Annotated in this window: 22 protein-coding genes; 10 read left to right on the forward strand and 12 right to left on the reverse strand. The window is 42.6% G+C overall.

Features of this window, described 5'->3' with window-relative positions; translation table 11 throughout:
- Positions 1-5: 5 nt before the first annotated feature.
- Positions 6-1181 (reverse strand): type VI secretion system-associated FHA domain protein TagH, encoded by a 1176-nt coding sequence (tagH, locus tag OQJ86_RS04685; protein WP_045406819.1) that lies wholly within the window; start codon positions 1179-1181, stop codon positions 6-8.
- Between the two features lie 319 nt (positions 1182-1500).
- On the opposite strand from tagH, the gene OQJ86_RS04690 reads away from it, so the two are divergent.
- From OQJ86_RS04690 to OQJ86_RS04705, 4 genes are all read left to right on the forward strand, one after another.
- The gene (locus OQJ86_RS04690; RefSeq protein ID WP_265986777.1) at positions 1501-3645 is read left to right on the forward strand and encodes a serine/threonine-protein kinase; all 2145 of its coding nucleotides are present in this window, start codon (positions 1501-1503) and stop codon (positions 3643-3645) included.
- A 121-nt stretch (positions 3646-3766) separates the two neighbouring features.
- Positions 3767-5311, forward strand: coding sequence for a response regulator (locus OQJ86_RS04695; RefSeq protein WP_265986779.1), 1545 nt, complete (start codon positions 3767-3769; stop codon positions 5309-5311).
- Positions 5312-5314: 3 nt separating this feature from the next.
- Entirely contained in the window at positions 5315-5650 is a 336-nt protein-coding gene (locus OQJ86_RS04700; protein ID WP_038867718.1) for an Hpt domain-containing protein, read from the forward strand.
- A 44-nt stretch (positions 5651-5694) separates the two neighbouring features.
- Positions 5695-5883 (forward strand): hypothetical protein, encoded by a 189-nt coding sequence (locus tag OQJ86_RS04705; protein ID WP_038867720.1) that lies wholly within the window; start codon positions 5695-5697, stop codon positions 5881-5883.
- A 144-nt stretch (positions 5884-6027) separates the two neighbouring features.
- On the opposite strand, the gene OQJ86_RS04710 is transcribed toward OQJ86_RS04705, so the two are convergent.
- The 3 genes from OQJ86_RS04710 to OQJ86_RS04720 all read right to left on the reverse strand — a co-directional run bounded on the left by OQJ86_RS04710 (position 6028) and on the right by OQJ86_RS04720 (position 7558).
- Positions 6028-6474 (reverse strand): GNAT family N-acetyltransferase, encoded by a 447-nt coding sequence (locus tag OQJ86_RS04710; RefSeq protein WP_265986782.1) that lies wholly within the window; start codon positions 6472-6474, stop codon positions 6028-6030.
- A gap of 195 nt (positions 6475-6669) precedes the next feature.
- Complete coding sequence (locus tag OQJ86_RS04715; protein WP_265986784.1) at positions 6670-7059, reverse strand: MazG nucleotide pyrophosphohydrolase domain-containing protein; 390 nt, start codon at positions 7057-7059, stop codon at positions 6670-6672.
- 10 nt (positions 7060-7069) lie between these two features.
- On the reverse strand, positions 7070-7558 hold the full coding sequence (locus OQJ86_RS04720; RefSeq protein WP_265986786.1) for a MazG-related protein: 489 nt from the start codon (positions 7556-7558) through the stop codon (positions 7070-7072).
- Positions 7559-7849: 291 nt separating this feature from the next.
- Here OQJ86_RS04720 and gloA point away from each other — a divergent pair, with 291 nt between their 5' ends.
- Entirely contained in the window at positions 7850-8236 is a 387-nt protein-coding gene (gloA, locus tag OQJ86_RS04725; protein WP_038867726.1) for a lactoylglutathione lyase, read from the forward strand.
- A gap of 11 nt (positions 8237-8247) precedes the next feature.
- Positions 8248-9348: an alkene reductase gene (locus OQJ86_RS04730; RefSeq protein WP_265986788.1), complete on the forward strand. Its 1101-nt coding sequence runs from the start codon at positions 8248-8250 to the stop codon at positions 9346-9348.
- Positions 9349-9451: 103 nt separating this feature from the next.
- On the opposite strand, the gene OQJ86_RS04735 is transcribed toward OQJ86_RS04730, so the two are convergent.
- On the reverse strand, positions 9452-9727 hold the full coding sequence (locus tag OQJ86_RS04735) for a hypothetical protein (protein WP_045406830.1): 276 nt from the start codon (positions 9725-9727) through the stop codon (positions 9452-9454).
- A gap of 119 nt (positions 9728-9846) precedes the next feature.
- A complete protein-coding gene (locus OQJ86_RS04740; protein WP_265986791.1) occupies positions 9847-10791 on the reverse strand; it encodes a glycosyltransferase family 2 protein in 945 nt (314 codons plus the stop codon).
- A gap of 286 nt (positions 10792-11077) precedes the next feature.
- Here OQJ86_RS04740 and OQJ86_RS04745 point away from each other — a divergent pair, with 286 nt between their 5' ends.
- Together OQJ86_RS04745 and OQJ86_RS04750 are read left to right on the forward strand one after the other, a co-directional pair.
- A complete protein-coding gene (locus OQJ86_RS04745) occupies positions 11078-12223 on the forward strand; it encodes a glycosyltransferase family 4 protein (RefSeq protein ID WP_039976624.1) in 1146 nt (381 codons plus the stop codon).
- Between the two features lie 60 nt (positions 12224-12283).
- On the forward strand, positions 12284-14131 hold the full coding sequence (locus OQJ86_RS04750) for an acyltransferase family protein (RefSeq protein WP_265986794.1): 1848 nt from the start codon (positions 12284-12286) through the stop codon (positions 14129-14131).
- An 83-nt stretch (positions 14132-14214) separates the two neighbouring features.
- On the opposite strand, the gene OQJ86_RS04755 is transcribed toward OQJ86_RS04750, so the two are convergent.
- Positions 14215-14685, reverse strand: a complete 471-nt coding sequence (locus OQJ86_RS04755) for an RES family NAD+ phosphorylase (RefSeq protein WP_039976615.1) — start codon at positions 14683-14685, stop codon at positions 14215-14217.
- A 1-nt stretch (position 14686) separates the two neighbouring features.
- Positions 14687-15139 (reverse strand): antitoxin Xre/MbcA/ParS toxin-binding domain-containing protein, encoded by a 453-nt coding sequence (locus OQJ86_RS04760; protein ID WP_038867740.1) that lies wholly within the window; start codon positions 15137-15139, stop codon positions 14687-14689.
- A gap of 760 nt (positions 15140-15899) precedes the next feature.
- Between OQJ86_RS04760 and OQJ86_RS04765 the strand changes: the two genes are divergently transcribed.
- Both OQJ86_RS04765 and OQJ86_RS04770 read left to right on the forward strand, forming a co-directional pair.
- A complete protein-coding gene (locus OQJ86_RS04765; protein WP_265986800.1) occupies positions 15900-17186 on the forward strand; it encodes an outer membrane protein transport protein in 1287 nt (428 codons plus the stop codon).
- 45 nt (positions 17187-17231) lie between these two features.
- Positions 17232-19949: an SO2930 family diheme c-type cytochrome gene (locus tag OQJ86_RS04770; RefSeq protein WP_265986802.1), complete on the forward strand. Its 2718-nt coding sequence runs from the start codon at positions 17232-17234 to the stop codon at positions 19947-19949.
- 138 nt (positions 19950-20087) lie between these two features.
- Here OQJ86_RS04770 and OQJ86_RS04775 read toward each other — a convergent pair whose 3' ends face one another.
- From OQJ86_RS04775 to OQJ86_RS04790, 4 genes are all read right to left on the reverse strand, one after another.
- Positions 20088-21500 carry a coniferyl aldehyde dehydrogenase gene (locus OQJ86_RS04775; RefSeq protein ID WP_265986804.1) on the reverse strand — a complete coding sequence of 471 codons (1413 nt, stop codon included), beginning with the start codon at positions 21498-21500 and terminating at the stop codon, positions 20088-20090.
- A 127-nt stretch (positions 21501-21627) separates the two neighbouring features.
- The gene (locus OQJ86_RS04780) at positions 21628-22038 is read right to left on the reverse strand and encodes a GNAT family N-acetyltransferase (RefSeq protein WP_038867749.1); all 411 of its coding nucleotides are present in this window, start codon (positions 22036-22038) and stop codon (positions 21628-21630) included.
- Positions 22039-22103: 65 nt separating this feature from the next.
- Entirely contained in the window at positions 22104-22664 is a 561-nt protein-coding gene (locus tag OQJ86_RS04785) for a GNAT family N-acetyltransferase (protein ID WP_265986807.1), read from the reverse strand.
- Positions 22665-22682: 18 nt separating this feature from the next.
- Positions 22683-23135: an NUDIX hydrolase gene (locus OQJ86_RS04790; RefSeq protein WP_265986809.1), complete on the reverse strand. Its 453-nt coding sequence runs from the start codon at positions 23133-23135 to the stop codon at positions 22683-22685.
- Positions 23136-23159: the final 24 nt, after the last annotated feature.

The following is a 23159-nucleotide window of genomic DNA, read 5'->3' on the forward strand; positions in this document are numbered from 1 at the left end:
AAACCTTAACTATCACGTCTTAGAGCGTTTTCATAATGCTTGGCAAAGTCATCTAAATAAAAAAGATTCTCTTTATTAACAACGTCGTTGGTTAGTTGGTCATAAATAACCTCGAACCTTTTCCAACTTTTATAATACTTTCTTGTCGGAATCACTTTATTAAACAAACTATCACTAGAAAGTGACTCAGAATATATTAAAGATGGATCAACTAATGACATAACACTTATTACCGTACCATTCACACCTTGCATTAATGCTTGTTCATGGTTTTCAATATCCTTAAATGCCTCTTTTATTGCCGAATCAGGCGGCATAAAACTCGCGGTTTTCCGGTTATAAAGATTATGCATAGCGTCTTCTAAATTGGCCGAGAATTTGAGTGGATTATTCTCAGATTTTCTAAATGCGGTATGATTTAAGCGATTAGTCTGTTTGAATTCAGCTCGATTGTGTAAAGTCTCCATTAATCCTGTAAGCATTAAAGAAAAAGACTCTCCTAGCTGCTGAAACCACATCTCTCTCTGCTCGTCAGGTACCATATTCGGACTAATACCTAATCCGCGAATGAACGCGTCAGCCTCATTACTGGCACTCAGTTTTTGGGGAGTTCTGTTCGGTTCTTCTGTGACGAGACGTGATATATCTTGTTCTTGCTGAGGAGGAATCGAGGGCTCAATAAAGTCATCCATTAAGCCAATATCTAACTGATACTCATTAGAAACACTGTCCTCTAAGAGTTCAGAAGCGCTTATGCCAAAGTCACTATGATTGAAATTACTGCTAGCGCCTTCGTTAAAGGATTCATTTGATTCAACACTTTGAACTGGCACCTGTTCTAAACACTTCTCCTGAACGCTAACCTGAATTTGATAATCGCCGAGGGTCACCACATCATCATGAGCTAGAGCGATTTCATTGCCCTGTCCGATTGGACTGACTGAGTTGTTCACGAATGTGCCGTTGGTCGATAAGTCTTTGATCAAATACTTGTCACCAAACTTGATAATTTCACCATGCTTACCTGAAATGACTCTTTCTGGATCGGGGAGTGTCCAGTCACATTGTTCAGAGCGGCCAAAGGAAATTTTTTCGTGTTCGCCGCTTGCGTCAAAGATGAACTCGCCTTCTATCTCAGGAGTGAACTTATGAAAACTCGTTATGGTTAAAACCAACGTCATGTAAACCTCGCCAAAGGGACTGCTTAATATTTGTGTTTCATTCTTTATGTTTAGATCGTTTATTTATTAACAATTAAGTTATTATCGACCCATAAAATAATATTTATATTTCAAGAACGGAATAATGAATTAATTTTCTAGCAAAGCAATCAGGTATTTTTACTCAGAACAAAATATACAACGAGGTTCAAATTTTTGACACTTCAATTTACACGCGTCAAAAAACCGATGTTAGCTTGACCGAGAAATCAAAAAGTCATCATTTTTCATGAGTTATTAGACTATATATTTTCACCATCATTTATACGGAGCCTCTGTGATGGAAGACCAAAGTAAAAACAATTCTATAAATAAAGATACGAGCGGTGATAAAACAAAAATTGTAAAGACTCAAAAAAGAGAAAATACAGTTGATAAGATTGTTGACTCAAATTATGAAGGCTCCGCCCAATTAAATAATGAGACAAATACAAAAATGTCTCAAAATCAAAACACTTATTCTCTAGATAATAAAATAGACAATACTTCATGCAATCAAAGAGAACCTTCAACGTCGCAGTCTTTAGTTGGTGAAACCATCAAGAGTCGCTACGAAATTGAATCACTTATTGGGCACGGCGGGTTGTGCGATGTTTACTTGGCAAAAGACAAAATCCTTGAGTCATCGGGGACTGATAAACCTTACGTCGCATTAAAAATTCTTCAGGAGGAGTTCTCTTCCCAACCTGAAACCGCACGAATGTTGATTCGAGAAGCACAGCAAACTCAAAAACTCAGCCATCCTAATATAATTCGTGTTTACGACTTTGGCGTTGATGGCGACGTGTATTTTCTCGTCATGGAGTATGTGGATGGTGAAACTTTAGAAACTCTGATTCAGCGCTCTCGCCCTGATGGTCTTAAATTTAAGGCCGCGCTGTCTATTTTAAATGAGACTCTGGATGCTCTCGCGTATGCCCACTCTCTAGGCGTGGTTCATGCCGATCTTAAGCCTGCGAACATCATTCTTACCTCAGAAGGAAAAGTTAAACTTCTAGACTTTGGTGTATCCAAAACTCAACAGTTAAAGCACGACCAATATGCCGCTAAACGTAAAACCCAAGAAAGTGATACTCTGGGGTTTACGCCAAACTACGCTTCACTTGATATTCTCTCAGGAAACGATCCTCAGTTTAGTGATGATATTTTTGCTCTTTGTTGCATTACCTATGAATTATTGAGTTGTAAACACCCTTACGCACGTACACCGGTTGACGAAGCACTAAAGAAAAATGTTCGCGTCACTAAGCCCGCTCATTTCCCGCTCACGAAATGGTCTTTAGTCTCGAAAGTGCTAAATAAAGGACTCGCACCAACGGACCTTAGTGCAGAACTCCTTAAACAGCACATAAACAAAACGAGATGGCCAGTTTACACGAGTGTCGTAGCATCGCTTGTCGTCGCAACGCTTTTAGGATTGGTATATCAAGATCAACAAGACCAGCTCACTCAACTTGAGGCTGCATTAAACCAGCAAACAAAGCATATTAGTTCAGCACAAGCACTACTCGATACCGCGCCAGAAAACACGAAATCTCTTATCGATTCACAACATGATCTGCATCCGGTGATCAAAGCGGGCTTTTTAAGGCTGTATAAGCCCTACCTACTTGGTGCTTACGAATCAAAGATTGATGATGTACTTAACTCTGATGTTAGTACTTATCCCAATTACGACCAGATTGAGGAAATTCTTCAACAAGCTAAAGTCTACTATCCTGACTCCCATAAAATTGAAGTGCTTGCACTGGATATTCAATCGAGTAAGCATTCAACGTTACTTTCTATCGCGAGGCAAATTAACAGCCAGTTAGAGAAATCAAGCTACACCCAAATTGAAGGCTCTAAGTCAATTTATGACCTAAAACAAGAATTACATCAAATTCATCAAGAGTACCCGTTTGTGCCAAGTTCACTTGCAAGCGAGGTCTTCGGCCAGCACTTAAATGAAGCGTTACAGCTAAGAGATGCAGCCGCACTTGTCACTTTAATCAAAGTTGGAAATACCTTTTTTGCCGATTCTGATGAGCACCGCCAAAACATCGCAATCAGTAATGCGATGAAAGATGCAGTTTTAGAAATGAAACTCTTTGAGACAGCAAAAGACAGTCAAAATCCATTGCCATTCCCGGCCGATGCTGCTCGCTTACTCTATCAAGAAGAATTTGAAGGGCTCTACTACCGTTTGAAGCAAGCGAGAACAACCGTCAATCTCGACAAATTGGTTAAAGATATTGACCTATTTTCTGAAAACTTTCCGACGGGATTTCAAGATATTAACGACTTAAGATTTCAAACGGCGGATAAGTACCTGCAATTCTCAGACATCCTCTTGAACAAACGGAAGTCGACAAGTGCAAGAAGAGCGATGAAAAAAGCGAACGAGCTGCTAAGAAGAATAGAAACGGACTCTGTGCAGAGTTAATTCACGCAAATGTTGATGGGGGGCATGTTGCCCCTTTTTAATCTTAGAAACAGCTTGCCTTTATGCAATCCGATGACTAATTTTATTTTAGAGTGTACTAATCTGTAAAATAGGAAGAAGTTTGACCGCAGGGAAGATTGAAGTCGAGAACATTGGTATTTTGGTGATAGATGGCTGCTCAACCTCATCGACGTTGATCAGGCATCAACTTGTTGCGCTTGGCGCAAAAATCGCCAACATCACTTGTGTAAACAGCGCACAAGAAGCACTCGCCGCGGTCAAAACTCGCTTCTATTCTTTCATTGTGATGGATTACCACCTATCGACGAAACTGACTGGCTTAGATCTGATCAATTTAATGAGCCGCGCAAAACTCATTTCAGAGACGACAGCGGTATTGATGATATCTGGCGACGCTACTCAAGAGACTGTTTTGACGGCTTTGTCTGGCCGAGTTCGTCACTTACTCACCAAGCCACTGCAAACCAAAGCGTTAAAGAACAAAATGCTAGCAGCGCTGCAAGAACAACATCAACTGGCAGACGTGGGAAATCAACTAAGTAAGATTGAAAGACCTACCCTCGCCGATATCGCTCAACTGCATAAAAAGCATACACAAAGCGTGTGCGTGGAGTCTTTACTTATCGATACACTCATAGAAACGAAGCAATTTGATGTACTCGAAAACTTTCTACCTTTTTGTACAGAAAAGGAACACGCAAGTCGTATCTGTGCAGAGGCTTTCGTACAGCACAAGAAAGGAAATATTCGTGAAGCAGTCACTATCCTTGCTGATTATGTCACACGAAACCCACTTTGCTTGCGTGCCATAGATAACCTCGTGGGCCTTTATGAAAGTCTCGGCCAACAAAATAATGCGTCTATATTGGCTAATCGCGCTTTTGAGCTCACACCAAGTAGTAGTATCAGATTAGTAACCGTATCAAGAATCCTTGCCAAACTAGGCCAAATTGATCGGCTGTACGATGTAGGTTATATGTACGCTTCAAATGTTTCTTCTACAGATTCACAATGGCTATCAGCGATGAACGCCTATGTCGACATCATCAGCGAGCACTTTAAAACACTCCGCTCGCCGAATGAGAAGAAACGTGTTCTTTTGAAACTTAATGATTTTTGCTTGCTGGCCGAAAAGCAATTGAATCGAAACCAGCAGATTGATCTCGCCGCATTCAAACAAATGATGCAATGTAAGTTACTTTTGCTGGAATCACGACCTGAACACGCGCACAAAAAATTGATGCAATCTCTGAGCTATTACTACTCTGTGCCAAGTAAAACCCCCTTATTGCTGTTAAAGCAAGCGATACCATTGATGGACTTTTTTGGTGAATTTGCAATAAAGCAGAGCTTGCTTACCTTAGTGGCGGCTAAGTCTGGCATTCCTTTAAAAGACCACCCCCAGCATAATTCGAAGGAACCAAAGTTTCGACAAAAGTATCCCTTTTCAGCTGAGCTGAGACTAAAAGACCTTTCCGACAACAACATATCAGCACCTAATATCATCTTGGATGAAAGTATCGAATTTCTATCGCAACGACCACTCCCCCCAAACTGGTCGAACTGGTTGAAGGATTACCTTTCCGGCTCCTACTCAACTCAATTACCTTTGCCTTTTAACTTACACATACCACAGTGGAGATGAGAGATGATTAACTTCGAAGTACTTAACACCTACATGGATAACGATGTCGATATTATCTTTGCTGTTTTCTCAACCTACATGGAAGACTACGAAGATGGTTTAGACAGAATTAATAAACTCAATGCAGAACAAAACTGGTCGGAACTATTCCTTCTTTCTCATAGTTTGAAAGGCATACTTTCAAGCTTTGGAGAAGAAGCGGCAGTCTCCGCTCTTGGTAAAGTTGAAGAACACACACGTGACAATATCGCTCCCGATAACGCAGATATCGCTATAATTAATAAAGAGCTTGTCACCATTAATAAACAAATTAACGATTATTTAGTCAATATGGACTAAGACCATTAGAAAATTATAAAACGTCAACGGGGAAAAGCTAGGCTATGAACACAAACCACTTCAAAGATTTGATTGACTCCTTAAAGGATCTCACACCAACTCAAAAAAAATACTTGATAAGTAAGACACGGTTATCTTTGGAACAGAGTGATATTTTACAAAAGAAAGATCTACTCACTCCTGAGGAACTGGAAGCGCTACTTGCTCCTATGCCAACGACAAATACTAAATAAATGCGATTAAGTTAGTGAGATAGTAAGATTTGCACATCAACAGACCAATGAATGAGAGTCTGATTTTCATCGCTAATCTATCGACAGAGTAAAACGCTAAAGGGCAAGCACCAACTACGATGCTTGCCCTTTTCACATGCCTTGTCATATTGGTTCAAGGCTGATAACAGCGAGCATATCTTCGCCATCTTCGTCCATACCAACTTCCATAAAACCAAACTGAGAGTAAAACGTTTTTGCTATGGGGTTGTTTGGGTTGTAACAAATTTCAATCTGACGGAGGCTTTCAGTCTGTTTGATTTCCTCTAGCGCCTTATGAAGAGCTATACGCCCTATGCCTTTCGCTTGATATTTGGCATCAATCATAAAACGCCAAATAGAGATTTTTTCTTTTGTTTCCCGAACCCACATAAAAAAGCCGACAACTTGTTCATCTTGGTAAATGGCACGAGTTACGTGCGTATCGTTATAGAATGATTCCACCAGCGACCACATGTTACAAGCGACATAAGACTCTTGCTCTTTAGTAACATCGAGTTCACTGACGGACTCATAGTTTTCCTTTGTTATCTCGCGTAGAGATACCTCCATCAAACACCTTCCCTGATCCTTTACTAGTGCGACATTTGAGCAATTTGGATATTTCTTACATGTAGCCTAACCAATCCAAATAACCCATTCCCGGTGGTTCACCGTTTATGATTTGATATAAAGATCATCCAGTTGTTCAAAAATTTTTGTAATCTTGAATTCTTAACTAAGCGCTTTTAGCAGTAAAATAAGTATTTAGTCAGTTTCATTGTTGTTGCCTTGTTTCGAGTCGAATTCATTCTTCAATTTTGACTTTTGTTCAGCCTTTACTTCTGCCCAACTCTTCCCATTTTCAATGGCAGTCACACGTGCTTGGTATTTTTCAACGGCGCGTTCAATCACAGACCGAGCGTCAATGCCCTGTTCTTTTTCTAAGGCCATCAGAAGATTAAGATAATTCCACAACACGTCTCCCAGTTCGTCCTCTAAAAAGCATGTTCTCCCTTTGACTTCCTCATCTCTCACTTCTTCCAACTCCGAGTATATCGCTTTGAAGTAAGTGACGGAGCCCTGATACCAAGTATTGTTTTCATCGTAGTTTGACTTACGCTGAGCAATCTCAAACAAAGCGGTAAATTTGTCCATTATATCTCCCCTATTGAGCTTGCTGTTGAATTCGTTCAAGCTCTCGAATGTCGATGAGATCCACTTCTCTTGAGAGAGCACGCTTGTAATCGATTAACCTTGTAATATCGATCACTGAAAGCTTCATTCCATTAAAATCACAAATAACATTTGCTGCGTAGTCAATTTCCAGCGTCGCCCACTCTTTGCTTTTTGAGCTAAATATTCGCGTTCCTGGACTAAGGCCGATTTCAATTTTTTGTTGGCCATAAATAAGCTGTAAGTACTCAAGATCCCAGCCTTCTTCCTGATAGTGCTTAAGTGGCTTACTGATGTAAGGCGCAATATGGGGAAGCAATTTTTCAGAATCTTGTTTCTGGATGTACAGGTCGATATCCGCAATAGGTCGTGTTCCACCGTGCAAATGGGCAGCAAAACCGCCGACGATTTGATAAGTAATCTGGTTAGAATCTAATATCCCTTTTAGCCACGTCATGGCCTTTAACACGGATTGATTCATTTTCCCTCCTAAAAACTATTCCCAATACGTCTGTATGAAGCTATTAAGCACTCTAAGTAATCTGATTTGAAAAGAAAAGCCAAACCTATCAGTTAAATACATAGATAAAATGCAATCAATAAATCATTTACGTTAAAAGCAGTTCAATAAAAATAAATTATAAAAACAATAATCAATGATAATTTTATGTTTCAAAGGCAACCTTATATATTTAGGCTTATAACGTCGCCATTAGGTACTTAGCAATAACAGAAAAGTTAAGCGCCAAGCGAAAACAAAAGAAGGCTATATATGAAATTTCTTCACACTATGATCCGTGTTGCTGATCTTGATAAATCCATTGAGTTCTATACCAAAGTGCTTGGTATGGCTGAACTGAACCGCTTCGAGAACACTGAATACCGTTACACATTAGTTTTTGTTGGTAACGCAAACCAACCAGACGGTGCAACGATCGAACTGACTTATAACTGGGATACAGACAGCTATGAACTCGGAAACGCGTTTGGTCATATGGCTTTAGGTTGTGAAGATATCTATTCGGCATGCGACAAAATCAAAGCACTTGGCGGCAATATCACACGTGAGCCAGGTCCGATGAAAGGCGGCGAAACGCATATCGCTTTCATCAAAGATCCAGATGGTTACCAAATCGAATTGATTCAAACGAGCAAATAACGAGGCTTATTATGAAAGATGTACTGTTCCAACCTGTTCAACTTGGTGCTCTAACACTTCAAAACCGCATCGTTATGCCGCCAATGACGCGTTCACGTGCTAGTCAACCGGGTAATGCTGCAAATGAGATCATGGCAGAGTATTACGCTCAGCGCGCATCTGCTGGTTTGATTGTCGCGGAAGGCACTCAAATCTCACCAATGGGTCAAGGTTACGCTTGGACTCCTGGTATTTATAGCCAAGAACAAATTGCTGGTTGGAAAAAAGTAACGAATGCCGTTCACGCAAAAGGCGGCGCTATCTTTGCCCAACTTTGGCACGTTGGTCGCGTAACCCACCCTGACAACATCGGTGGTGAACAACCAATTTCTTCTTCCGCATTGAAAGCAGAAAATGTGAAAGTATTCATCGACAATGGTAGCGACGAACCAGGTTTTGTAGATGTTGTCGAGCCACGTGAAATGACCAAAGCAGATATCAAAGCCGTTGTAGAAGAATATCGTCAAGCTGCGCTTAATGCGATTGAAGCAGGTTTTGATGGCATAGAACTGCACGCTGCTAATGGTTACCTTGTTAACCAGTTCATCGATTCAGAAGCCAATAACCGCACAGACGAATATGGTGGTTCCATTGAAAATCGTCTTCGTTTCCTTGGTGACGTTGTCGAAGCGATGACACAAGCTATCGGTGCTGAACGTGTGGGCGTTCGACTTGCTCCATTTACTTCACTCAACGGTACGGTAGATAAAACCCCTGTGCAAACGTACACCGCTGCCGCTGCCTTACTTAATGCGCTTAACGTTGTGTACATCCACATTGCAGAAGTAGACTGGGACGACGCGCCAGAGACACCTGCTGAATTTAAAACTGCAGTTCGTGAAGCTTACAAAGGCACCATTATTTACGCTGGTCGTTACAACACCGAAAAAGCGGCAGCAGCACTAAAAAGTGGTCTTGCAGATATGGTGGGGTTCGGCCGTCCATTCATCGCAAACCCTGATTTACCGAACCGAATTAAATACGACTACCCGTTAGCTGCACACGATCCTGCAACCTTGTTTGGTGGTGCCGAGAAAGGCTTACTTGACTACCCAGAATATCAAGCAAGTTAACGTTTCCGTTCATAAAAATAAAAGAACCCCGCTCTTTAGACGGGGTTCTTTTGTAAATCGGATCAGCGTGACGTCGAAAAAGAAGCTAAGACTGCCACATTGTTTATCTTCTTTGGCATGTCGTACAACCACGACATGCTGAGCGTGTCGTTTTATCTAATAAACCGCGCTGTACTTTGCAGTAAGCATTTTTAAACGCACGACGGGCAGAAAACCAATCGTCCGGCTTGCTCATAATTAAATAACCATTAGACCGCTTTACAAGTTCGATACGGTGTTTGTCTATGAAGCGACTATCAAAACCAATATCAAAGTACTCTAGCGCTTCTTCTATACAAGTAAAGCTAGCAATTTTTGCCTGAATATCGCTTTCACTCATTGACTTATTAATTCTAAATCTTTTGCTAATAACTGAACACTGAGTGTAGTGCGCTTTTCAATTTCAATCTTTGATTTCATACAGTGTCTACCCTTATCTCTGCTGCTTAATAGGCTGTATTATTGCTGAGGGGTAGACTTTACATTCGATAGTACCAATTCTCGCCCATCCGCCATTATGCGTCGCAAACGTCGAGACTGAGGGTCTTGAATCAAGGAGCGCACATTAAGTGCTATCGCCTTAGAGTAAGACTTAGCTTCTCGATAATAATCGGCATATCCTTCTAAGATTCTAGCGTTCGCTTTTTTAAAGGCTAAAGGAGAAATATCATAGAATGACGCACTTTCTCGATACGTTTCTAGAATGCCATTCACACAAGCCAGTTGCTGTAATTTACGATTTTTGGTATTCGTGATGGAACCTTGGCGAACCAGATAGCCAGCTTGAATTGAATTCACTACTCCCACTTGGTATTTTTCACAAATTCTTAGCCACAACTCCCAGTCCTCGGCGTAAGGCAGTTCTGCTTTGAACAGAGGAAATGCCTCCACCATCTTTGCATCCAACATAACGGTGGACGTACCGATAATATTATTGGCAATGATCATATCCAATGGTTTGCTAAGCAGTAGTACGTCATCAGTCTCGCCTTGGAGTTGGTTCCAAAACCCAAAACAATCACTAAAGGGTTCATAACGCTCCGAGACATGAACATAGTTACTAAAACTCAGAGCTAACTCAGGATTGCTTTGATGTAAGGCGACCTGCATTTTTAACTTGTTAGGTAGCCAAAAATCATCAGCGTCGAGAAAGGCAATGTACTCACCCGATGCTTCTTTTACTCCCAAGTTTCTCGCCTCAGCCACGCCAACCCCATCGGTGTTAAGGAACCTAAGCCTGTGATCAAGCAGCGACTCAAGATAACGCTGAGTTCGAAGGTCACCGCCGTCATTAATCACGATAACCTCAAAATTACGGTGCGTTTGATTGAACACGCTTCCAAGCGCTTTGGGGAGATATTCCAAACATTGATAGGTTGGAATAATCACACTGACTTTATCCATGCCATGATGCCTCTTCACCTGTTAGAACGATTCTGACCGATTAAAAGTAGCAATATCTAGACCATTCTAATTTCGGATTAAATCCTCATAAAAGAACAGTTATACCCAAACATGAACGGTTTTTCTCAATTAAAGACTTCAAATTGAGAACGCCTTAAACTTCACCGTCATTTTTATTCTCAAAATAGAAATTTATCCCTAATTTATTGATTTTATGTCGATGATTGTTTGGTTTGTTTTTTGCAATTCCCTTCTCGACCGTGAACGAAAAGAAGCGAGCCATAAAATGAAAAAAATCGCGTTTATTACACCTAGCTACCCAGTTTTGAGTGAAACCTTCATTCAAACTGAAGTGGACGCCATTCAGGCATGTGGCCACGACGTGACAGTTTTTACGTTTGAAATCGAACCTTGCGAATCTTTTTTTACTTACGATGTTATCGAAATTGGTAAGAATATTAAGACAGAGGGCCTACAGCACCTTCGCGTTCAGGGGCTGTTCAAAGCATGTCACTTTGCCTTCAAACAATCTGGTATTCCGAAGAAGTCGTTAATGGGTACAGGGCTTAAATTAGCATTCCAACTCGCTGAGCAAGGCATTGGTCACGTTCATGCTCACTTTTGTCAGCACACAGCAGCACATGCCATTGTCGCCGCTAAACTGCTCAATATTTCTTGCTCTTTTGTTGCTCACGGGCATGACGTTTATGAGTCTCCGTTTGATGTAAAAGAGAAGATCAACGCCAGCGACTTCGCAGTCGCTGTTTGCGATGACATGTATAACGACTTTCAAAATATGACCAACGGAAACGTAAAATTGCTCCACTGTGGTGTAAAACCTGAGCTATTCACCCCCGAAAAAAAGACAGACTCAGAACAATTACGTTTGGTTTTTTTAGGGCGATTCGTTGAGCAAAAAGGTCTGCAATATTTACTTGAGGCGTTAGTCCCTATCGCCAATAAGCTTAATGTCCATCTTGATGTCATCGGCACTGGCCCTATGAAAAAAGAGTTCGTTTCGATGACTAGCCAGCTTGGTTTGACTCATTGCGTCTCCTTTTTGGGTGCAAAACCACACAGCTGGGTAAAGGACAATTTACCAAAATACGATTGTCTCGTGGCTCCGTTTTGCTACTCGCGTACTGGCTGTGTCGATACCGGGCCTCTTGTACTCAAAGAGGCAATGGCAGTTGGCACACCAGTGATCACCTCAAACGTCATGGGATGCAAAGAAATCGTCACCGATGAGACTGGATTTTTTGTAAAACAACACAGTGTTGACGACATCACTCAGTGCATTAATGAGTTTGCGGAGCTATCTCTGGAGAAGCGTAAAGAAATGGGCAAACGCGGACGACAACGAGTCCTCAAATACTTTAATGCTTATCGACAAGCTCAAAGGCTATCCCAATGGATAGAACAACCTAATTGACATCAAGTCCCCCCCCCCAAGGATGAACAACAAACGTTGGCTACATAAATGGAGAAGATCATGACTTACCGAGCAGAAATAGATGGATTGAGAGCACTAGCGGTCATACTCGTTATCTTATTCCACGCAGACATCGAAGCTTTTGCTGGTGGTTTTGTTGGTGTTGATGTTTTTTTCGTGATCAGTGGTTATCTCATTACTACCATTGTCATCAATGATTTAGACAAAAATCAATTCAGCCTTGCCGATTTTTATGAGCGACGCATCCGTCGTATCTTACCGTTGTTGTTACTGGTTATTGTAGTGACTTATGTATTGTCTTGGTGGTTATTTCTTCCTCAAGCGCACAAAGAAGTCAGTGAATTTTCTGTTTCATCCATTTTATCCGCTTCTAATGTTTTACTTTATTTGAAGGGTCACAATTACTTTGGTTTAGAGGAGCAGGCCAACCCACTCTTCCACACTTGGAGTCTAGGCGTTGAAGAGCAATATTACATCGTCATTCCATTGCTATTGATGTTGCTCGCCCGAAATAAAATCATGTCGTACCTTGCCTTCTTTATTGGTGTCTTTTTATTGAGTTTAATGACGATTTGGTATGCGAGTGGCGACCCCGATTTCGCGTTCTATATGATTTTTTCGCGAGCATGGGAACTGGCCGCAGGATCAATGATTGCCCTCATCATGAGAAAAACCAACGTAACACCAAACAATACGCTCGCAGTCATCGGTGTGGTTTTAGTCATGGCTTCAGCCTTGTTCTTCGATAAGTCAAAAGATGGTGCGGGCCTTATGTTAATAATTCCTGTCATTGGTACATCGCTGATCATTCTGTTTTCAGCAAACCAAAATACGTGCGGTAAGGTACTTAGCTTAAAATGGATCGTCTTTATCGGTTTAATCAGTTACAGCCTATATCTATGGCATATCCCACTTTTGGTATTTTATCGTTATGTACTAACGGCCGGACAAGAATTCAGCTTCCTTCTTTATGTCGGCATGCTATCAATAATGTCGTACATGACTTGGCGATTTGTCGAGAAACCATTTCGCAGCCGAAGAAAAATCGGCATGAAAACACTCACCGCTTCACTTGTATTGGTGACGGTGCCCCTGCTTACATTTGGCTTTATTGGGCATACAAGCGGTGGTTTCCCTGACCGAAATGCATTTTTTGAGGCCATGCGTGTCAATAATGGCTACGGATTAGCGTGCAACGGTAATACAAATGTAAACGACGCCTGCTCTTCTTCATCGCAGCCGACAGTCGCGGTTTTAGGAAATAGTCATAGTATGGTATTTGTTCAACAACTAGCACGTGAAACGCCTGCAGGAGTGGTCCAACTTACTCAAGATTCTTGTGCGATTGGCTATATCGACGTGATTCCTGGCGTTAGCGGGCAATCTTGTCACGATTTCTTCACCAACGCAGTCAAAACCATTCAAAACACTCCTTCTATTCGACAGGTCGTCATTTCCTCTAACTTCGGAAAAGAGCTTTCCAGTAAAAACTATCAAGCTTCGCTGACGCAATTATTGAAGGGATTAGAAGACAAAGAGATAGTGGTATTTGGGCCAACCCCTTCTGCGCCTTTTGCTATTGGCGAGTGCTTATGGAAAATCCGCTTATTCGGCGGTGAAAAAGGCACAGAGTGCGACTTTGCCCCAAAACAAACCCATCAGAAGAATATTGCGATTCTTGCTCAGTACTTTGAGCAGTTCGAACACGTTGAGTTTGTCGACCTAACTGATTACATATGCCAGAGAGGCAATTGTGTCATGAAGATCGACGCGAATAACGCGATGTATACCGACGCAAGTCATTTGTCCTATAAAGGAGCTGAAGTGGTATTAAGCAGCTACCAAAACGACACGAGCGATGGTCAACAGCTGGCCGCCAAAAACTAACGCATACGCCGCTCACTCAAATTCGGGATAAAGACCAATAAAAAACGAAAGCTCAACGTTTACCTTATTAAGCGCTGAGCATCTTATTTAAATATTCGTGGATCAAAAGCAAATTCGAGCTTTTCTGCTTTCCTGATGATCTCTTTCATCTTGGGATGGTTTGGATTCACAACATAGTTGTTATCGCGGGGGGAAATGGTCGAGGGTACTTGTAATGCCGCGAACTCTGGATGCGGATCATTTAGAAATTGGTCACCAATGTACTGAGTGGATTCACTGGCGGGTATAGATCGCCAAGTTACCGGCAAGTCTTCTTCATCCAAAGCAGCAATCAGATATTCGGGCATCTCGATACGATACAAGTCGTAAAGTCTCGTAATAGCAGGATCGTTATTAACATGGACAAATACTTCTAAAGAACAAAGTGACTCAGACTCCGAAAAATAGAGGGCCTCGGTTCCTTTTGAGTTCCATCGCCCTCCGTAAAGCTTTGCGCCAATCGGACTAAATGGAGATTCGGAAAACTTCTTTTGCGTCAGTCGATAGAGCTTCATACTACGAGAATACCCCGTGCTCTAATCGCCCTATCAAGTCTTTAACTATCTCGAAATCGACCGTGGTAGAGACCATGTCGAGAGGGCGTTTTCCTCCTAAACCATAGACGTTTTCTCGCATCCAGCCCAAAGCGCGCTCTTCATCATCAAACAACTCCGTTGCAAGTTTGAGCAGCATTGCTAAACGGTAGATTGCATCGCTCTCTTGCGTATTAAAACGTTCTTCATTTTTTAAACGTCGTTTGATTGTGCTGACAGGGATAAGCGTCACGTGCTGAAATTCGCTTTGAGAGAGCTTTACGCGCTCAACGATATTACGATAAACCTTTGGCTCAAAACCTTTATGAACCGCATCTGTACGACCGGTTTCGGCATCTTCAATGCCCAGCATAAACCAAAAATTTGCCTTAGATGGCAGCTTAGGTTTAAAGCTTTTTAATGTTGCTGTTGCCATCTTGAACTCCTACAGACCAAATGGTCTTATTATTATGGTCCAAATGAGCCAACTTAGCAATCGTATAAAATGCGTTCAAAGTAGGCTTACTCGTATAGATTTGAATTACGCTGTATCTCGATCACTTTTCCATCCCGTTCCACTCTACAGTGGGCAAGATCGTGCGCCCTTTGCTCGATTGATACATCGACAAGCAACCACCCTTTTTCCCTCTCTTCGGCAAAGAGATCGCAGAAACGAAGTGTGATTTAGTAGGTACACCCGAAGACGATCCTAACAATTCAGCACCATATTGCTTTCTATTCCTTAAGTAAAAGCTCTAATCGTTCATAAAGTTTAGCATCCGATTCAGTGATAAATTGCATCATTTCCGCAAATTCGACTTTTAAGCCTTAAATATCAATTAAACAATCGTTTAAAACAATCGTACTAAAAAATGATTTGTTACAACCCGCTATTTGCTGATACTTAAGCCACATTTTTAACGTGGACATCAAACGCAATCAAATGCTTTCGTGAAGCTTCTCTACGATACAAATTGAACTTAACTATAACATTTACAGATAGTTATAAGCACATTCATAACCCGTTAGTTATATGAGATGGAAATAACAGATCTTGAAATTCAATGTTACAAGTATGTTAATTGTTTTTATGCTTGAGATGAGTGTTTCGTGAATAACCTACTCACCCTCTTTATGGGTACATAAGCACTTTTATTTAAAACGCATCCTAAAAACACATGGAGTTTCAGAGTGATATGAATACAAGGAATGCAAAACTCGCGCTTGCTATAGCGATAGCGCTCAGCTCCCCTAAGTTATACGCTGCGGGGTTTCAGTTATCTGAGCATTCTGCTGCGGGTCTAGGACGAGCCAATGCAGGAGAGGCAGCCATTGCCGATGGCGCATCAGTTGTCGCCCACAACCCTGCTGCGATTACGATGTTTGACTCATACGAGCTTTCTATCGGCGCCGCTTACATCATGCCAGAGGTTCGAGTCACCGGTAATGGTGCGTCAGACGCTTTTAATAATCAGCTAACCAACAATGACGTTGTTGATAATGTGATCGTTCCATCGTTTTATATTGCCACCCCTATCAACGATTCATGGTCTTGGGGACTTGGTATATTTACCGACTTTGGCCTTGCCACTGAATATCCTGATGATTATCTAGCGGGCCCAATTGGCGGAGAAACCAGTTTAGAAACCGTCAATTTTAATCCAACTATCGCCTACCGCATCAACGATGAATTCAGTGTTAGTGCTGGAGCAAGCCTTGTCTATGGTAAAGCCAAGCTTACTCGCACCCTTGGAATCCTTGCTGATGCCATCAATGCCGATACCGGCGCTAATTTTGCTCGCAGCGACGTTGCGAAATCACTAGATGGTGATGGTTGGGGTTATGGCTTTAATTTAGGCGCGCTGTGGGAGATAAACGAAAAACATCGCTTTGGCTTAAGTTACCGCTCCAAAGTTGATGTAGATTTTGAAGGTGATTATTACTCAGATATTCCAAGCTCGATTTCGATGCCACGTCAAACAGTGACTGGTGACTTAACCTTAAATTTACCAAGCATCACTGAGTTCTCTGGTTTCCATCAGATTACAGCGCCACTTGCTATTCACTACAGTGTGATGATGACGGGTTGGAATGTATTTGAGGAAATTCGCGCAACCGTCGATGGACAAGAAGTTCTGCAAAAAGATGAGAACTTTGAAAACGCCTTCAAGTATGCGTTAGGGGCAACTTATCAGCTCGACCCTTCTTTCACTCTTCGCGCAGGTATTGCCTACGACGAGACACCTAACGTGAACGATAAGAGCATCAGCTTACCAGATTCCGACCGAATCAATTATAGCTTTGGTGCAACCTACGCTTTCAATCAAAACAGCCGAATCGATTTTGGCTTTACCTTTATCGATGCTGAAGAAGTCACGTTTACTGAGCCACTTGAACCACACGCTCTGCCGGGTGTTGATATTGCCTATCGTTCAGAGGGCGATGCCTACATCTACGGCATCCAATACAACCACTCTTTCTAATTATTCCTGACTGAGTCAATAAAACTAATTACAGGGAAGCAAATCATGCATGGAATAAACAAAACGGTTGTCGCTACGCTAATAAGCTCCACGCTTTTAATTGGCTGTAACAGTGATGATTATGACGAACCGCAATCCTCAAGCGGGTATGAACTGTCTGAATACGGCACACCTGAGTTGTGTGGAAATGGACAAGAATGGGCAAGCGCAGCAGAAGTCACTGCGATTGAAAACCTTGTTGAACTGGCCGAGGACAACAGTGTTGTGACCTTACCTGCTGGCTGTTTTAAAATGAATAACCAGTTAACGGTCGATTCAAAAAACAACCTCATTTTACGCGGTGCAGGTATTGATCAAACTTACCTCGACTTTAGTAATGTTGATGGTAAAGACGGCATCGCAATCAGTGGCGGTTCTAATATCACTGTCTCTGATTTGCAAGTATCAGAAGCGTCAAAAAATGGCATAAAAGCCGATGGTGTTGAAGGTATCATTATTCGCGATGTTGCCGCGGTCTGGCTCGAAGTGCCACGTGCCCGTGATGAAGATGGTAACCTACGTGGTACTTATGGTATCTACCCAGTAAAATCCCAAAACGTATTGATTGAAGACACTTGGAGTTACGGTAGTGCCGATGCTGGTATCTATGTGGGTCAAACCATTGGAGCAGTAATACGTGACAACGTAGCGGAAAAGAACATCGCAGGTATCGAAATTGAAAATAGTTCGAACGTTGATGTCTATGACAACCTCGCTTTAGGCAATACGGGCGGTGTCTTGCTGTTTGACTTACCGGGAGCAACTACGATTGGTCGTTTAATTGATGATGTTCGTATCTTCGATAACGTGATTCGTGACAACAATCTAGAGAACTACGTTGATACCACTTGTCAAAGCGGACTTGGTGGATGTGGCGTAGTTGGTATTGTCCCGCCAGGTACTGGCGTTGTGATCCTATCTGGCCGTAACAGTGAGTTTTATAATAATACCATCTCCAACCATGATTCGATGGCGCTGGCCATGACCAGCTATCTATTGGTCAATGGTGACCCTAATGCCTACAGTCCGCTAAATGGCACATCCGAGGGTAATGCGGTAATGCAGGGTTGGAATCCGGTTCCGACCAATATGTATTTCCACGACAACACCATTACTAATACAGGCGCAAACCCTAACGGCTCGCTCATTGAAGATATGATTTTAGCTTATACCTTAAATCATCAAGCCTTCCCTGCGTTGTTCTACGATGGCGCGGGCGAATCACTAATTCGCTCCCAAATGTTTGCGCCTTTACGCGATGCTTTAAACGGCATGACAGGAACAACAAACTGGAACTACCTCACGGAGTTTAATGACGCAGAAAGTAATTGCTTAGTCAACAATGGAGCGAGCGTAGGTGTATTGGTTGATAATATGGACCCTACTGCCATTGCTCGCTACGCCGAAGATCCAGCCAATGCCGATTTCTTGTACGAGAATGAGCAATCGACGCTACTAACCGCTGGCTGTGATTCTAAAACGCCATTAGACATCAATACCGTCACGATTAATGATGTTATTTATGGTTACAATCAAACAGAAGACGGTGCTACTGACCCTGATAATCCAGATACACCAAACGGTATCGTAGGCAACGCGAGTTGTACTGTAGAAAATGTGTCTGGCATAAACTGGGATGCCATTACGCGAGAAAGCGCGACCTACGGTGAAAACTGTGTGAGTCTTTCTCAATACAATCTGTTTGAAGATGCCAAAGATCCAACGCAAAACCTGAACTTGGCTGCATCAGCCAAAGGTACGCTGTATGAGATGAACGTTGAGCTCTTTACCGACTATGCACGCAAATACCGTTTTGTTGTGATGCCAAACGAAGTCTCCGCAAGCTATCGTGAGCAAGAGGTATTCGACTTCCCAGTCGGCACAGTATTGATCAAAACCTTTGCTCTTCCTTCAAGCACCGATAATGCCCGTGGTGAAAATGAAGAGCTCATCGAGACTCGCCTGTTGATTCGTCGTGACAGTGGTTGGATTGCCCTACCTTACGTATGGAATGAAGACAAAACAGATGCTTACCTGACGGCAGTCTCTGTTCCGTTTGAACGAAGTGTGGAGCATAACGGTGAAACGCTTAATTTCACTTATGAAGTGCCAAGCCGAAACGAGTGTACCCTGTGTCACAAGGTTGAAGCCGACGTGTCCGACCCCACTGGCAATACGCAACCTAAGGGGTTCTCTCCAATTGGTCCGAAGGCTCGTAACCTCAACAGCGTACAGGACGTTTCTGATAGCTCCTCAGTTAACCAGTTAGTACATTGGGAGACATTAGGACTATTCACAGAAGCCTTGCCAGATACACCTGAGAACTTACCTAAGACCCCTGTTTTTAATACGGAGACTGGTGCAAGTAACCTGACGAATACAGAACTACTGGATTATGCCAAAGCATACTTAGATGTGAACTGTGCGCACTGCCACCGTACCGAAGGTAAAGCTGCAAGCAACCCATTCAAGTTTGAATACTGGCGTGAAGGTATTGGTGAGATGGGCATTTGTGCTCGCGGCATCACCTTCCATAAAGGCCCATCGCCATATGTAATTGTGCCGAGCGATCCAGAAAACTCCGTATTGCACTACCGTATCAATGTCGACAACGGAAACATGATGCCAGAGCTAGGTAGACACGTTGTCCATGATGAAGGAGTTCAGTTGATTGCCGATTGGATTAACTCGATTGATACAACAGGTTGGAGCTGTGTAGAGTAGAAATACCAATGGCTACCAAATGTTTAGGCAGCCATTAAGTTACATAGTTTAAGCTGCACGACCGTATATTCTAGCCCCAAACAAAAACCGCCTCACGAGGCGGTTTTCTTATTCCTAAGCGTTCAAACATCAACAACGTTAACGCATAAAGAACTTTTGTAGTCCTTTGATTGCCGTAGCGCGTCGCTCCATCAGCATAGCGACACGAGGAAGCCAAGTTGGCGTAGTTAAGATCGTTTTAGCATGGCTAAAGGTTCTAAAGCCTTCCTCGCCGTGGTAGTGACCGATACCAGATTCACCAATACCACCAAATGGCGCGTCTTCTGCGCCAACGTGCAAGATGGTGTCATTCACCCCGACACCACCACTGTGGGTATTACGGGTAATATGTTCAATCGTGCGTTTGTCATCCGACATGATGTAGAGCGCAAGTGGGCGTTGATTCTGGTTGATATAGCTGATGACATCTTGCATATCACGGTAAGGCTTAATTGGCATAAGGGGACCAAAAATCTCCTCCTGCATAATAGTCATCTCTTCTGAAACATTGGTGACTAGGTGCGGGTATAATCGTCGGCCTTCTGAACTCGTCTCGGGCACGGTATGTACTTCTGCCCCCTTGGCTTTAGCATCTTCCAACACAGCCTTTAAACGGTCGTACTGGCGTTGGTTGATGATATGAGTAAAGCCTTGCTCGTTTTGACCTTTTAAGTAAAGCGCATCAAAACGTTGCAAGAAGAGCGCAACAAACTCATTGACTCTTCCCTCCGGTACAAAAGCATAATCTGGAGCAACACAAATTTGCCCCGCATTAATACACTTACCGAACAAAATAGCATCGACCGCTTTATTTAAGTTGGCGTCTTCCGCCACGATAACCGGAGACTTTCCGCCAAGCTCCAATGTAATTGGTGTTAAGTTCTCTGCGGCGGCACGAGCCACTGCACGACCAACATTAGTTGATCCAGTAAACAGCAAGTGATCAAACGGTAACTTGCTGAATGCTTGAGCAACCTCTGCTTCCCCTTCGACAACAATGACATCATCGGGCAATGCTCGACATATCTCAGTGATCACTTTATTTGTCAGTGGCGTAAATTCACTCAGCTTAATCATGACTCGGTTTCCGGCTGCAAGAGCCGTTACCAAAGGGGACAAGCTAAGAATGACCGGGAAATTCCAAGGAGAAATAATGCCAACAACACCAACAGGTTGGTACTCCACCGTAACTTTTGAGGGAGCAAGCAATAAACCAGCATGACGACGGCTTGGTTTACACCATTTGTTGAGGCGCTTTAGGGTGTAGTTGATTTGAGCAACGGTCGGTAGTACATCTGTCATTGCCGTATCAAACTCAGAGCGGTAGCCAAAATCTTCACTCAACGCTTCAACTAAATCTTGTTGGTTATCCAAGATAGTCTGCTTGAGAAGATTAAGCTTTTGCTTTCTGGCGTCTAAGCTCGGGAATGGTTCTGCGTTATACGCCGCTCTGACTTTATCCAACTTCTGCTGTAGTAATTGACCCACTTCGACGTCGACGATCGCGTTCATGTTTATCTCCTTGTGCACCCGATAACGGGCAATGTCGCACTTATGTACAGTTCAACGTTAACACAAGGGCAACATTCTGACTATTAACGCAATAAGGAAGTTAGAGTTCAAACTCAGATTATTTTGCTTAAAGCGCAAGCTTCATTTTGTAGTAAGGAATTTCAGATTTGTAGAAGCGTTCACCCTCAACTTGCATCCCAAACTTTCCATAGAAAACCAGAGCAGATTCCCTCGCATCACACCAAAAATATTCAACGGGTGACAACTGTAAATTCGCTAAAATATATCGAATCAGGGAAGAGCCAATGCTTAATCTTTGAAACTCCGGTAACACCGCAAATTTGCGCAGTCTTGCTTTGTTGTCATCAAGATAGATTGAGGCAATCCCAACCAAAACATCATTCACAAACGCCCCAAAGTGTTCAGCGTCTTCATCACCCTCTACTATGCAATGCTCGATAGCCTTCTGGGGCCACAATACCTTATGGCGAATAGGCATTGCTTCTTGCCAAGTAATGGGACGAATGCTTATTTCCATCGCTCTATTCCTTTGCTATTTGTTCTTTCTTTTATATCGCCACATTTACTTTTTGGCTATGTTTATCAAGCATCGATTTCAGCTAGTTTCAGCTCATAAATACCTAATCGTTGAGACGGATCCAACGTTTCAAAATCATGATCAACGTATTCTTTTAAAGAGGCTCCCGCTCGTTCCGCTACTTTAATACTCGCGATGTTATCTTCCATACAGTGAAACTGAATCAAGCTCGCGTGCCCTCTTCCCTTCACTAACGGAATGATGGCAGAGAGCACTTGATTGACGACACGATGACCACGCCCACTTTCTGCAAGCCAATACCCCACCTCGGTTACGCGTGTCTCTTCGTTCACACCTTTAATACCGAGAACGCCGACAAATTGATTGTCCAGTAAAAGCGCAAACCAGTGTGCTTCGCTTACACGACTGTTGATACGTTGAGAAATGTAACGCACGGCTTCGCGTCGATTCTTTACGAACTCTGTCCATGGCAGATAACGAGACAGGCTGTCGCGGCTTTTATTGACAACTTCAAGTAACGTATTGGCGTGCTTAGTCATTAATGGCTCTATCGTAATACGTTCAGAAATTTGCAGCGGGTGGCTTGTTTCATACCCTTCGTACATCGTTTTTCCTGTTTGAATCTAGCTCTGTTTAATATGAGTAAATGGTGTTGGTGCTTTATCTACATAATTTTGCCACACATGATCATAGAGTTGATGCTGGTTAGCAAAAGGGGCAAGTTGTTTTGCCTCTTCTAACGAACACCAACGATAATCGGTATGTTCGTGGTTCAATACCACTTCTTGGTTGGGTTTACAAAACATAACAAAGCAAGGGATGACCATGATTCGGTTCTTGTGGGCTTCATAAAACTGCTCAAGAAAATCCGCACTGTGAAGCTCGACGTCTTCAATTTGTGTTTCTTCCTTGAGCTCTCGAACGATCGTTTGCCAACCAGTTTCCTCTTCTTCGATCCCACCAGCTACATGACACCAATAACCACCTTTGACTCGCTCTAATAACAACATTTTCTTGATGCAGTCGAATTCGGAAATCACAACACCAGATACATGCGTTGCTTGAATAGGAATCATCCCTTTCTCCTTATGTATTTATTA

The organism is Vibrio sp. Sgm 5, assembly GCF_026241575.1.
Classification (GTDB): Bacteria; Pseudomonadota; Gammaproteobacteria; order Enterobacterales; family Vibrionaceae; genus Vibrio; species Vibrio jasicida.

What these genes read in the sequence shown, in the direction of transcription:
- OQJ86_RS04770 (WP_265986802.1), top strand. Translation starts at nt 17,232, where the DNA reads ATGCATGGAATAAACAAAACGGTTGTCGCTACGCTAATAAGCTCCACG.
- OQJ86_RS04710 (WP_265986782.1), bottom strand. Translation starts at nt 6,474, where the DNA reads ATGGAGGTATCTCTACGCGAGATAACAAAGGAAAACTATGAGTCCGTC.
- OQJ86_RS04745 (WP_039976624.1), top strand. Translation starts at nt 11,078, where the DNA reads ATGAAAAAAATCGCGTTTATTACACCTAGCTACCCAGTTTTGAGTGAA.
- OQJ86_RS04760 (WP_038867740.1), bottom strand. Translation starts at nt 15,139, where the DNA reads ATGGCAACAGCAACATTAAAAAGCTTTAAACCTAAGCTGCCATCTAAG.
- tagH (WP_045406819.1), bottom strand. Translation starts at nt 1,181, where the DNA reads ATGACGTTGGTTTTAACCATAACGAGTTTTCATAAGTTCACTCCTGAG.
- OQJ86_RS04750 (WP_265986794.1), top strand. Translation starts at nt 12,284, where the DNA reads ATGACTTACCGAGCAGAAATAGATGGATTGAGAGCACTAGCGGTCATA.
- OQJ86_RS04780 (WP_038867749.1), bottom strand. Translation starts at nt 22,038, where the DNA reads ATGGAAATAAGCATTCGTCCCATTACTTGGCAAGAAGCAATGCCTATT.
- gloA (WP_038867726.1), top strand. Translation starts at nt 7,850, where the DNA reads ATGAAATTTCTTCACACTATGATCCGTGTTGCTGATCTTGATAAATCC.
- OQJ86_RS04730 (WP_265986788.1), top strand. Translation starts at nt 8,248, where the DNA reads ATGAAAGATGTACTGTTCCAACCTGTTCAACTTGGTGCTCTAACACTT.
- OQJ86_RS04715 (WP_265986784.1), bottom strand. Translation starts at nt 7,059, where the DNA reads ATGGACAAATTTACCGCTTTGTTTGAGATTGCTCAGCGTAAGTCAAAC.
- OQJ86_RS04785 (WP_265986807.1), bottom strand. Translation starts at nt 22,664, where the DNA reads ATGTACGAAGGGTATGAAACAAGCCACCCGCTGCAAATTTCTGAACGT.
- OQJ86_RS04775 (WP_265986804.1), bottom strand. Translation starts at nt 21,500, where the DNA reads ATGAACGCGATCGTCGACGTCGAAGTGGGTCAATTACTACAGCAGAAG.
- OQJ86_RS04790 (WP_265986809.1), bottom strand. Translation starts at nt 23,135, where the DNA reads ATGATTCCTATTCAAGCAACGCATGTATCTGGTGTTGTGATTTCCGAA.
- OQJ86_RS04735 (WP_045406830.1), bottom strand. Translation starts at nt 9,727, where the DNA reads ATGAGTGAAAGCGATATTCAGGCAAAAATTGCTAGCTTTACTTGTATA.
- OQJ86_RS04720 (WP_265986786.1), bottom strand. Translation starts at nt 7,558, where the DNA reads ATGAATCAATCCGTGTTAAAGGCCATGACGTGGCTAAAAGGGATATTA.
- OQJ86_RS04690 (WP_265986777.1), top strand. Translation starts at nt 1,501, where the DNA reads ATGGAAGACCAAAGTAAAAACAATTCTATAAATAAAGATACGAGCGGT.
- OQJ86_RS04740 (WP_265986791.1), bottom strand. Translation starts at nt 10,791, where the DNA reads ATGGATAAAGTCAGTGTGATTATTCCAACCTATCAATGTTTGGAATAT.
- OQJ86_RS04705 (WP_038867720.1), top strand. Translation starts at nt 5,695, where the DNA reads ATGAACACAAACCACTTCAAAGATTTGATTGACTCCTTAAAGGATCTC.
- OQJ86_RS04765 (WP_265986800.1), top strand. Translation starts at nt 15,900, where the DNA reads ATGAATACAAGGAATGCAAAACTCGCGCTTGCTATAGCGATAGCGCTC.
- OQJ86_RS04755 (WP_039976615.1), bottom strand. Translation starts at nt 14,685, where the DNA reads ATGAAGCTCTATCGACTGACGCAAAAGAAGTTTTCCGAATCTCCATTT.
- OQJ86_RS04700 (WP_038867718.1), top strand. Translation starts at nt 5,315, where the DNA reads ATGATTAACTTCGAAGTACTTAACACCTACATGGATAACGATGTCGAT.